The sequence below is a fragment of the Clostridium aciditolerans genome (assembly GCF_016316925.1).
Lineage (GTDB): Bacteria > Bacillota > Clostridia > Clostridiales > Clostridiaceae > Clostridium_AM > Clostridium_AM aciditolerans.
On the sequence record NZ_JAEEGB010000001.1, the window covers coordinates 152,721 to 165,189 of the forward strand.

Sequence of the window (12,469 nt, forward strand, 5' to 3'; positions counted from 1 at the left end):
AAATGCCATTTAGGCATTTAACCTCCACCTGATGCTTAGAAATCGTTATCCAGGGACGTAGCCGCTCTTTACTCCCGCTTGGAGAAAAGCAGAGAGCCCAAATCTTTGATTTGGTGCGAATCGCTTTCACAAAGTGCGATGGGAGTATTAGAGCGGGTAGTCATCGGATAAAGTTTATTTCTATCTGTTTTGGGTATTAATATTATTCAAATAATTTTATTACACTTAATTTATATTATGAATCTTATTCATAGTTAACTTTCTCTTTATAAATTTATTACTATAATTAAATTATATAACAAGTTGTTTACAATTTTAAGTATTTTTAATTACAATTATCATGATCATGTTTATGATGAATATCTGGGGTATGAGAATGGTTATGCATTATCGATTCGTGGGTATGTATGTGAGAATGATAAAAGTCATCGGCAATTTCTTCTTTATGTAGATGCTCATGATGTCCATCACCATGACAGTGTCTGTGCTCATGCATAACAGCTCTATGCAAATGCTCATGCTCATGATTTTCTCTCAGAAGCAAAATTGCACCGATAATCATTAGAGGTAAAGCTACAATAAAAGTTATACTTATCCTTTCATTAAATAATATAAATGATAATATCGCACCAATGAATGGTGCTGTTCCAAATAAAGCACTAGTTCTAGCACTTCCTAATCCTCTCAAAGCTAATACAAAAAGTACAATGCTAAAGCCATAGCTAAAACACCCTAGAATCATAGCTAATGCTATTATTTTTATACTTGGAAAATTACTTTTCAACAATAATGATAAGATTAACGAAAAAGAACCTGCTCCAATGCCTTTTATGATAACAATTGAAAAAGGATCCTTTAAGGATATCTTTCCTGTAAAATTATTATCTATTCCCCAACAAAGGCACGCAATTACTACTCCTGTTGCTCCTAAGGAAAATCCCCACTGATTGCTAAAATCCCATGACAATATTACAGTAGATGATGTAATCATTATAATTGCAATCCAAATCCTTTTTCCTACACTTTCCTTAAAAAAACAAGTTGCTATTAGTGTAGTAGCAACACCTTCAAAATTTAAAAGTAATGACGCTGTAGATGCTGGTGTTACCTTAAGACTGTTCATGAGAATTATTGGTGCAACCACGCCTCCCAAAAATACTGCTGTTATCAACCAAGGTATATCCTTTTTACTAAGTGGTGCTTCTCTATCCTCACTCTTATTTATACATCTCTTTATAATTTTAAAAATTATTAATCCTATTCCACTGCCAATATATAAAAATGCAGCTAAAGGCACAGGATCTATTGATCCTAAAAGCAGTTTTGATATGGGTGCACTGGCTCCAAATAGTAAGGCCGCCGTTATTGCTTGTAGAACTGATTTATAGTTGTTCATATCTTTTCCTCCTTTAGCTTCACGATTATATAAACTTAATATTAGTATACAATTAATATAATAACATAAACCTTAATAATCCATTATTGCATTTTCTAATAAAAATATTATTTTATATTTTATTATTACAAAATGCTTTTTATATTTAATAATTAATAATATAATATTTATATACTGTAAGAGTAATTTTATAATAATGATTATACAGTAATAAGATATATTAGGAGGTATATTATTTGAAAATAAACACGAAATTAAATTTAATATTATTTTTTCTTTCATTGCTTATAATTTCCATTGTTACCACTAATTTTGTTACCTTTAATAATTTGAAAGGTGATGCTTCAGCTATAAACCTTTCTGGAAGTGAAAGGATGAGAAGCTATAAACTAGCTTATATGGCTAATCAATTTATAAGCGAGAAGGATATCACTAAAAAAGATAAGATAAAATCAGATATGCAGAAGGAAATTGCGCAATTCGAGAAAATATTAGTAGGACTTGAAAAAGGGGACAATGATCTTAAACTTACAGCCTGTAATGATAATGCTATTCTAGAAAAAACAAAAAAAATTAATAGCGACTGGCAAAATTTTAAAAAGGAATATACAAACATAATTGACTCCCCTAACCTATCTTCACAGCAAAGCTCTTTAAACTATATAAATGAAAATATAAATAGTATTGTAAATAGCATTAATGAAGTTGTTTTTATGTTAGATAATAATTCTAACAAAAAAGTTATGTTATCAAAGGAATTAAGCAGTGCATTTCTCGTAATAGCATTAATTATTATTATATCCTCTATTTTTACTGTAAGAAAAACTATAATAAATCCACTGCAGAATTTAACAGACGGAATGAAGGACATAGCTGGTGACAACGGCGATTTAACTAAAAGAATAAGTATAAATTCAGCGGATGAAATTGGTCAATTAGCAAAATGGTTTAATATATTCGTAGAAAATATACATCAAATCATAATATCTGTCAGTGATGCATCAAGAAGTGTTAAGGATACATCAGAACAAATATCCGACATTAGTTACCAGAACAGCCAGGCTACTGAGACTATAGCGGTATCTGCACAAGAGGTCTCAGAAGGTAGTATGCACCAAACAAATCAAGTTAACAATTTACTTGATAAAGTAAATATTCTCTCAGACAAAATAGATAATATTGCCTTAATAATTGATGATGTTCTTAAACATTCCCTGCAAACAGAAAAGGAAGCTTTATCTGGAAACAAGGATTTAGAAGCTTCTGTTGTTCAACTAAATATAATATCAAGTACCTCAAATGAAGTTTCCGAAAGGTTAAGCGCTTTAGAAGAGAGCTCCAAGGAAATAGGCAGAATAATAGAGCTCATTACAGACATATCAGATCAAACAAACTTATTGGCTCTCAATGCATCAATTGAAGCTGCAAGAGCTGGTGAACTTGGAAAAGGATTTGCTGTTGTTGCTGATGAGGTGAGGAAACTAGCAGACCAAACTGCTAATGCTACAAAGCAGATAATACCTATTATTAAAAATATACAAAGTGAAACCTATACAACTAAAAATGACATGAAAAGTAGTGTTGATGAGGTTCAAAAAGAAGTAGAGCTTATGAAAAAATGTAGTGATTCCTTGAGCTCTATTGTTCAAAAAGCCAATGATACTTATTCAGGTGTTCAAAATGTAACCAAAATAAATAAGGAAATCACTGACGAATTTAATAATATAAAGGCAACAGCCTCAAGTATTTCTAATATAGCTGGTAAGAATTCAGAAGATACTCAAAGCATGGCAGCAGCAGTAGAGGAACAAACAGCCTCTGTACAACAGGTTGCGGCTAGTGTATCACAATTATCGGAACTCGCTCAGCAACTATACGATAAGGTCTCTGGCTTTAAGGCTTAATTAAAGCAAATATTAAAAAATAGTATGGTGCTATAACTATATAGCATCATACTATTTTTTATTTTAATCTATGAAATATTTTCTGCTTTATTGTTGCTAGCAATCTGCTCTTTCTTAGTTGAGCTTAATATCTTAAATATTATTAGAAGAATCGCAACACCAGCGGCTGCAGATATAATATAACCTATAACTTCATTTATGCCACCTATAGCATAATCTGGTGCTATAGCATTAAAACTAAATCCATTTTCAAATGCCTTTGGTACATACCCTACTAGCCCTTTTATCTCATCTGCGCCCCATTCTCCCCAAGCAGTTCCTGTAGCTAATAAACCTATAGGAGAGAGAATTATCATTGCAGCAAGTAATCCATATAGAGGTTTTTTATTTGTAGCTTTGCCTTCATATATAACTCCTGGTGACATCTTCTTAACGTATGAGTAAACACCTGCAGTAACTGCTCCTTCTAAAACTCCAACAAGTAAATGAGGCAGCACCATAGCCGGTATAGATATATTTAGTCCATAAGGACAGTAAATAGCTGCACCTGCTGCATCCTTGAATAAAAGTGGTTGTATACCAAATTCAAGAGCTGTAAAAAACGCTGCTGCCAATATTCCAACATAACCTGCAACAAAGGCTGCTATATAATCGCCCTTATCACTTTTTACCCTAGTTTTTATAAAATTATATATATAATATCCTAAGAATGGCATAACAAAAGCCATGTTAAAACAGTTAGCACCAAGTGCTAGTATACCTCCATCGCCAAAGAATAAGGCTTGGATTAGCAGTGCTATCGTAACAGATATACAGGCTGCATAAGGTCCTACTAATATAGCTATCAAAACTGCACCAACTGCGTGGGCAGTAGTTCCTCCTGGTACCGGAATATTAAACATCATAGCTAAAAAAGATACTGCTGCACAAACACCTAATATAGGCATTTTTCTCTTACTTACTTCTGCCTTTACTTTCTTCACTGCTCTAGCCCATACTGGCAGCATTACTGTTCCTATAACTGCGCAAGTTGATGGACTCAAATAATTATCCGGAATGTGCATAATAAAAACCCCCTAAAACCCTCTTCTAATTTTCTTTATTATCTATATAAAGCAAGTTTTATACCAAGTGCATCAATGAGCCTTTCAGTGCTTTAGAATGAAAATTTTCTCAAAACGATACAAAATCGGTATCATTTTGAGAAAATTCATCTTTTTATTTCATTATGAAACTATTTAAAAACCTCTTCAGCGTGATATGAGCTTCTAACTAATGGTGCTGAAGCTACATGTTTAAAACCCATTTCCAAGCCTATAGTTTCATATTTTTTAAATATATCTGGATGAACATATTCTATAATAGGATGATGCTTTGATGAAGGTGCTAAGTACTGCCCAATTGTTACAATATCACACTTAACATCTCTTAAATCCTTCAATATACCTATTACGTCTTCCTCTGTTTCACCTAACCCTAACATAAATCCTGATTTAGTTAAAATGGAATTATCTATGTTTTTTACATTAGCTAATAATTCTAAGGATCTTTTATAAATAGCCATAGGTCTAACCTTTTTATATAAAGACGGCGCTGTCTCTACATTATGATTTATAACGTCTGGCTTTGCAACTACTACATTTTTCAAGGCCTGTCCATCACCATTAAAATCTGGTATTAAAACTTCTATAGTTACACCCTTATTTAGTTTTCTTATCTCTTTTATCACTTCTGCAAAATGAGCTGATCCACCATCTTCAAGATCATCTCTAGTAACAGATGTTATTACCGCGTGCTTTAAATTTAACTTTTCTACAGCTTTAGCTACGTGAACTGGTTCATTTACATCAACTGCCTCTGGCTCTTTTTTTGTAACATTACAAAAAGTACAATTACGTGTACAATTTTTCCCTAAAATCATAAATGTAGCAGTCCTTTTATTATAACATTCCATTCTATTTGGACAATTTGCTTCTGTACAAACAGTATTAAGAGAATATTTTTTTAATACCTCATGTACATCTCCAGACATTTCTCCTCCTCTAATCCTAACCCTTAACCATTCAGGCTTTCTCTCATACATACTATACACCTCAAATCCTTTAGTTATCTTTAACTAAATATAATTTCTATTAAATTTTCCTTAGAGACGTTGATCATATACTTTTCTATATCAACCGTATCCAAAGCATTGATCACTTCATCTTTTAAATATTTCACATTTTTTAAAAGCTCTTCAAGTCCATCTATATCCTTTTCACTGAAAAAATCTCCATATATTTTTATATCTTTTATTAATCCTTTATGTACATTTATATTTACTTGAACAATTCCACCTTTGAATTTTTTTTCACTAAAATAATTAAATTGGGGTGAATTTCCGTAATTCCATTGCCAGGTAGCATATTTTTCATCTGATATCTTTTGGATTTCATTCCATTCTTCTTCTGCAAATTCATAAAGCTTTGCATTTTCCTGGTCACTCATAACAGATTCTATTATAAAATTTTTAAACTCTATGACACTCATGTCTTCCTTAAGATGTTCTTTTATATTGGTAACTCTGCTTCCAACTGATTTTACTGCTTTATCTTGAAATTTTATATCTTTTACTTTTAAGGCTTGTACTAAATTAGTCATATCTGCTGAAAATAAAATGCTCCCATGATGAAGTATTTTATTTTTATAACTATATTGAGCATTTCCTGAAAACTTTTTTCCATCAATAGTTAAGTCATTTCTGCCAGATAACTCTGCATTTATAGATAGCTTTTTTAAGGCTTGTACTATAGGATATGTAAATTTTTTAAAATCTGCAAAACGATTGTTACTGTTATTAGATATAAAGGTAAAATTCAGATTGCCTAGATCATTAAAAATAGTTCCTCCCCCAGTAACTCTTCTTACTACAGGAAGTTTATGATTATTTACATAGTCAATGTTTATTTCTGAAAGAGTGTTTTGATGCTTTCCAATTAGTATACATGGATCATTTCTCCAAAGCATAAAGCAATCCTCATCAAAATTTTTTAATATATATTCTTCAATTGCATGATTCATGTACGGATTTGTATTTTCATTTTTAATAAAAATCATATTAATGCCTCCCAAAGCATGTAAATTTTATATTTGTTAATATTAAAACACTCATAATCATAATACACTATTATAACAATTTTTACAATTTTCACATTATAAAAACTCGTTACAATAATTTAAATATCCATATATGGACAGATTTTTATTTCCATATATTAACAAATTGTTGTAAATGTAGTAATATATTTTATATATAGAGAATAAAATAATATGTTAGTCTAATAAAAGGAGTGATATTATTGAGGCGTTCACAAGTTATTCTAGCAGTTATATTTATGTGTCTTTTCTTTGTTGCTGGTGTTTTATTTTTGCTACTAACCACATTTTCCTTAAATAAATCAAATCTATTCATAAAAAATATGATTTTATCGATCATAAGTTTCATTGGTATGACTAGTCTAGCTAAAAACAACTTAAAAGTTTGGAAACGTGTAGTTGGTAAAATGTTCATTCTAGTTGGGTTTATATTTACTATTTTATTAATTATTAGTGTTAACAAAAATCAAAACATATATATTTCCGACGATAGAAAATATATAATTAATGGATTGATAATTTTAATAGCACTGATTACAGGGGGCTATTTTATAAAGACAGGCCAAAATATAGTAAGGCAACCTAAGTACTATAAAATAATGTAAAGTACTACAAATATAATCCCCCAACTAACTAATCGGGGGATTATTGACTATAACTTTGTTATTAACTTTTAATAACTGTATCTTTATGCTCAAATTTAGTAACTTCTATATCTCCGTCATCATTTCTTATTGTAATTACATCAGTAGAAGGATTTGATTTTTTTAATCCATCAAAAGTTTCCACTTGAATTGTTGCTTCAAAATAATATGAATCTTTTTCTAATCTTTTTATTTCTAAAATTTTAGGATTTGTAAATTGTTTTGGCTTCCCATAATAGTTTTCTATTGCATAGTCTATATGTTGAAATAGTAATGCTGATAATAAATCTTCATATAATTTCTCTTTACTCTCTTCAGCATTTAAATAACATATACTTTTGTTGTCGTATGCATGTACTGTGAATGTCATACTATTGAATATACTAATAACACAAAAAAATAGCAAAGAAACCTTTATAATCTTCTTTTTCATATATACCACCTCCGATTTTCCTTATTTTATGTATCTTGATTATAAATTATAAATCACAAATTTTTACATTAATTACAATAAATAAAGAGCATCCTCCTCAGAATTTTTCTGTTTGGAAATGCTCTTTATTTTTAATTAATAAAAATTTATTTAATTTTGCGTAGAATTATTATTGGTATTTGTTTTTTGTCCACCATTAGCATTGCCATCATTATTATTTGTATCTCCATTAGGCTTATCCACATTAGATGGAGGAGTTGTACCATTATTGATATTATCATCAGTGTTTTTATTACCCTGCTGCAATTCAATTTTTCTTTGCGTTACTGCCGCTTTTCTGTTTAATATTTTTCTTAAAAGCTGATCTCTAAGATTTAAGTCTTTTAGCTGTTGAACACTAGTAGTTGCTTCGTTTTCAAATTGCTCCGCCAACTTAATATCTTCTAATGTATCCAGCTTACAACTTTCATACTTCTTTACTGCATCTTGTGCAGAACCTTGTTCATTTTTTTGAGTTTCATTATTAGCAGGCACATTATTTAAAGCATCGTCATTATATTCTTGAACACCATTTGGTCTTTCAAAGTCTATATTATCTAAACCTTGATGTATTTTATTCATATAGTCTTTCCATATTCCCCCAGGATATGTGCCACCGTACAATCTATCTAACTCTCTTGGTTTATCATATCCTACCCATACTGCAGTAGTATAATATGGTGTATATCCACAAAACCATCCATCTTTTGAATTGTCTGTTGTTCCAGTCTTTCCTGCTGCTGTCATATTAGATAGTTGTAATTTGTGTGCTGTTCCCAATGGATTATCAAAACTTCCTTTTAATATATCTGTCATCCACGTACTTGCTTGCTTTGTATAAACTTCCTTTGTTTTATAACTATTTTTGTATATTTTATTACCTGAAGAATCAATTATTTCTTGTATACAAGTAGGATTAATGTATTGCCCTGATCTTGCAAGGGTAGAGTAACCAGATGCCATTTCAACAACACTAGCCCCATTCGTTAATCCTCCTAATGCCGTGGATAAAGTATAATCTTTTTTCACTATTTTACTAAAATTCATTGACTTTAAAAATGAAATACCATACTCAGGAGTTATTTGTTTAAAAATTTGATTTGCAACTGTATTTAAAGATAGCTGTACAGCATAACTTAAAGTCACATTACCATAGTAAGCATCTCCACTATTATGCGGTCCTCCCTCAGTATATTTGTCCTCTATTACACTTGAAGGTGTAAAGCCTTTTTGTAAAGCGGGAGTATATACAACAAGTGGTTTTAAAGTTGATCCTGGCTGCCTAAAGGATTGGAACGCTCTATTTAAATAATCCTTTTTATCTGAGGTTCTACCTCCAACTATGGCAACTACTGTACCCGTTTTATTATCAATAGTTACAGCTGATCCTTGCAGTGAATAGATGCCATCCTGCTTTTCTGTAAAATCAGATAGTTTACTATCAACAGATTGTTGAAGCAGTTTTTGTTTCTCCATATCTATTGATGTGTAGATTTTATATCCATTTCTGTATATTTCATTTACACATTCTGTATATAAATCTGAGTAACTCTTATTATAAGTTTCCCTATCACTATCGTTCTTAAAACTATTTCTAAAATCAAAGCCCTTTTGTTCCATTAATGCTTTTGCTGCGCAGTCTACTGCATATGAGCTAATATAACTCTGTTTTGTATATGCTTTTTCTGGATTCAGGGCTATTTTTTCATTTACAGCCTCATCATATTGACCTTGAGTTATAAAATTACATTCCTTCATTTTAGATAATATCAAATTTCTTCTTTGTATTGTATTACCTTCATTCTTTAGGGGATCATAATATTCTGGATTATTTGGTATCGCTGCAAGAAAAGCTATTTGAGATAAATCTAATTCTTTAACTTCCTTGCTAAAATATTTTTTAGATGCAGCTTGTATACCGTATGCTCCATTTGCAAAATAAATATTATTCACATAAAACTCAAGTATTTGTTCTTTAGTATACATTCTCTCTAACTTTAGCGCTATAAACATCTCTTCAATTTTTCTATTCATAGATTGTTGTTGAGTCAAAAAGACATTTTTAGCTAGCTGTTGAGTTATAGTGCTTCCGCCTTGGGTAATTTCTCCCTTGTTTTTAACCATAGAGTATGTTGCTCTTGTAATAGCCTTAAGACTAACCCCATGATGGTTATAGAAATCCTTATCCTCTATAGCTATAAAAGATTGCATTACTGATTGCGGAATCTGTGCATAGTTTACATACTCTACATCTTTTGAATCATAAAGCTTGTCAATAACTTCTTTCTTATTGTCATAGATATACACAGTACCTCTACTGTTAAAAGTAGCTTCTGAAATTGATTTAACTTTAGTACTTGCATCCCTATATAAGGAAAATACATCTTTTATTCTTCCAAAGCTAAAAACTGTTATAAGTAAAATTATTGACATTAAAATTAATAAAGCCTTAGAAATTGGTTTCTTTTTCTTAGGTTTCTTTACTCTCTTTTTTGTTCTTTTGTTTGTTGATGTTTCCATAGTTATCATTCCTCATTCTATTTTATATATATTACTACGAATGACCTTCAGGTTTTATATACTATTTCTATTTTAACACATCCCATGAAATGTGCCTAAACAATTAACACAAAATTAATAAATATAAGTTGCTTAATAATAAATATGAAACTCCTTCTCCTATCGTCGAATGAGTACTCGCTGAGTAAGCGATTCACTTCAAATCAGCACTCTGTGTAAGTGACTATCACCAAATCAGCACTCTGTGTAAGTGACTATCACCAAATCCTAGATTTGGGATATCTACTTAAGATTTGGGATATCTACTTAAGATTTTGGATATCTGCTTAAGATTTTGTATGTCTGCTTAAAAAGAAGACCTGTTGTCAAACCGAATCTGACAACAGGTCTTTATTATACTACTTTATAGCTTTTAACGCTTCAAGTAAAAATTCCCATGATCTCTGAACAGATGAAATACTCATATGTTCATCTGGAGTGTGTACATCATATAAGTTTGGTCCAAAGGATATCATATCCATTTCTCCATTGAACTTTTCTCCAAATAGTCCACACTCAAGTCCTGCATGGATTGCATCTATTTTCGCATCTTTTCCATTTATTTTTCTATAAGTATCCTCAAAGATTGTTCTAATTTTTGAATCTGGATTATAAGCCCATTCAGGATAATTTGACTCTGTAGAAACTTCTCCACCTACAAGCTTAGCTAACGCAGCTATTCTGTTAAACACTTCCATTTTCAAACTTCTTACAGAGCTTCTAACAGCACTAATAAACTCTACTTCATTTTCTCTAGTTGTTACTACACCTAAATTTAATGAGCTTTCTACTAATCCTTTAATGTCCATGCTCATAGAATTAATTCCATCTTGAACAAGGTATAGGTAGTTTATTACGTTGTTTTGACTTTGTGCTGAGAATACTCTAGCAACTCCTGGAGTCATTTCTTCAAATTCTATTTTTACATCTGGATCTGGTGTTCTAAATTCATTTTTAAATGTTCCCTCTAATTCAACAAGTTTTTCTTGTACTTTAGCTTTATCCTCAGCTTTTATTAATATAATAGTATCCATTTCACGTGGAATAGCATTATGTTTTGATCCTCCATTTATTGAAGCCACTCTAAAATCAACTAATGAGCTAAGTTCCATAAGGATACGTCCCATTAATTTATTTGAGTTTGCTCTTCCTTTATCAATTTCCATTCCAGAGTGACCACCTTTTAATCCTCTGATTCTTACTGTATATGTACTAAGATTTTTATCTGCATCTTCTAATGTTACAGGTATAATTGTTTTTGCTGTAAGTCCACCAGCACAACTTACAAGGAATGTTCCTTCTTCTTCTGAGTCTATATTGATAAGTATTCTTGCGTCTATATTTTTAGAATCTAACTCAGTTGCTCCGCCCATTCCAGTTTCTTCTTCAGTTGTGCAAACTAATTCTACAGCAGGGTGAGCTATTTCATTTGAAGCTAAAACAGCTAATCCCATAGCAATAGCTATTCCATTATCTGCTCCAAGTGTTGTTCCAGTTGCATAAACCATATCATCAACAATTCTTAATTGTAGTGGATCTTTTGTGAAGTCATGTTTTGTAGCAACATTTTTTTCACATACCATATCCATATGTCCTTGTATAACAATAGCAGGACTATTTTCATATCCTGGTGTTGCTTTTTTCTTTATGATAACATTTAAAGCTTTATCTTGAATTACCTCTAAATTATGCTCTTTAGCAAAAGCTACTAAGTAATCGCTAACCTCTTTTTCATTTCCTGATCCTCTTGGAATTTCTGAAAGTTCTTCAAAATATCTAAATACTTCAACTGGTTGCAAATTTTTTAATACTCCCTTTGTCATTATTATCATCCTTTCTTTTAATCGCATCGTTTACATAAATAGGAATCTTTGCTTCAGACCATCTGAAACTAAGAAACTATTATATTTGACTGCTTATATTTCACCATAAAGTTAGACAAAAATCAAGACTTGCAAAGTCGGATTTTTTAGTGTATCAATACAACTACCTTAAATTTTACCCTCACTCTAATTTTTTCTGTACAATTTAAATATTTGCATATTTTAAAGATTTAATAAATATTAAAATCAAAAAATGATGAATAATTATTCAATACACTTAATTTTCTAACTCTTTTTTTGCATTAAAACAATTGATGCGTATAAATATTCAAAATAATTAATTTTAAAAATTATCACTATATATGATTTGTGTTTAATAAAAAAAATATTCTATTATTATAAATAAGGTATTAGATACTATAAATCTTGTTGTATCTAATACCTTTTATTAACTTTATTCTATTTTCCTGATTTTAATGAATTTATTTGATTCTTCAAGAATTCATTTGAAGCTTTCATATTGCTTAAATAATTAT

General features: G+C 30.5%; 9 protein-coding genes. 2 read left to right on the top strand and 7 right to left on the bottom strand.

Translation table 11 applies throughout. The annotated features are described in order from the left end of the window. Nucleotides 1-325 precede the first annotated feature (325 nt). Complete coding sequence (locus tag I6U51_RS00665; protein ID WP_211140673.1) at nt 326-1,396, bottom strand: DMT family transporter; 1,071 nt, start codon at nt 1,394-1,396, stop codon at nt 326-328. 236 nt (nt 1,397-1,632) lie between these two features. On the opposite strand from I6U51_RS00665, the gene I6U51_RS00670 reads away from it, so the two are divergent. Then, entirely contained in the window at nt 1,633-3,300 is a 1,668-nt protein-coding gene (locus tag I6U51_RS00670; RefSeq protein WP_211140674.1) for a methyl-accepting chemotaxis protein, read from the top strand. Nucleotides 3,301-3,368: 68 nt separating this feature from the next. Here I6U51_RS00670 and cbiM read toward each other — a convergent pair whose 3' ends face one another. The 3 genes from cbiM to lplA all read right to left on the bottom strand — a co-directional run bounded on the left by cbiM (nt 3,369) and on the right by lplA (nt 6,396). Further along, nucleotides 3,369-4,364, bottom strand: coding sequence for a cobalt transporter CbiM (gene cbiM, locus I6U51_RS00675; RefSeq protein WP_211140675.1), 996 nt, complete (start codon nt 4,362-4,364; stop codon nt 3,369-3,371). Between the two features lie 170 nt (nt 4,365-4,534). Next, nucleotides 4,535-5,383 carry a lipoyl synthase gene (gene lipA, locus I6U51_RS00680; protein WP_211140676.1) on the bottom strand — a complete coding sequence of 283 codons (849 nt, stop codon included), beginning with the start codon at nt 5,381-5,383 and terminating at the stop codon, nt 4,535-4,537. A gap of 29 nt (nt 5,384-5,412) precedes the next feature. Beyond that, on the bottom strand, nt 5,413-6,396 hold the full coding sequence (gene lplA, locus I6U51_RS00685) for a lipoate--protein ligase (protein WP_211140677.1): 984 nt from the start codon (nt 6,394-6,396) through the stop codon (nt 5,413-5,415). 242 nt (nt 6,397-6,638) lie between these two features. On the opposite strand from lplA, the gene I6U51_RS00690 reads away from it, so the two are divergent. Beyond that, nucleotides 6,639-7,040, top strand: coding sequence for a hypothetical protein (locus I6U51_RS00690; protein ID WP_211140678.1), 402 nt, complete (start codon nt 6,639-6,641; stop codon nt 7,038-7,040). 61 nt (nt 7,041-7,101) lie between these two features. Here I6U51_RS00690 and I6U51_RS00695 read toward each other — a convergent pair whose 3' ends face one another. From I6U51_RS00695 to I6U51_RS00705, 3 genes are all read right to left on the bottom strand, one after another. Then, nucleotides 7,102-7,512 (bottom strand): DUF3888 domain-containing protein, encoded by a 411-nt coding sequence (locus I6U51_RS00695; protein WP_211140679.1) that lies wholly within the window; start codon nt 7,510-7,512, stop codon nt 7,102-7,104. Nucleotides 7,513-7,662: 150 nt separating this feature from the next. Continuing rightward, nucleotides 7,663-10,071: a transglycosylase domain-containing protein gene (locus tag I6U51_RS00700; protein ID WP_211140680.1), complete on the bottom strand. Its 2,409-nt coding sequence runs from the start codon at nt 10,069-10,071 to the stop codon at nt 7,663-7,665. A gap of 398 nt (nt 10,072-10,469) precedes the next feature. Beyond that, nucleotides 10,470-11,933 carry an aminoacyl-histidine dipeptidase gene (locus I6U51_RS00705; RefSeq protein ID WP_211140681.1) on the bottom strand — a complete coding sequence of 488 codons (1,464 nt, stop codon included), beginning with the start codon at nt 11,931-11,933 and terminating at the stop codon, nt 10,470-10,472. Nucleotides 11,934-12,469: the final 536 nt, after the last annotated feature.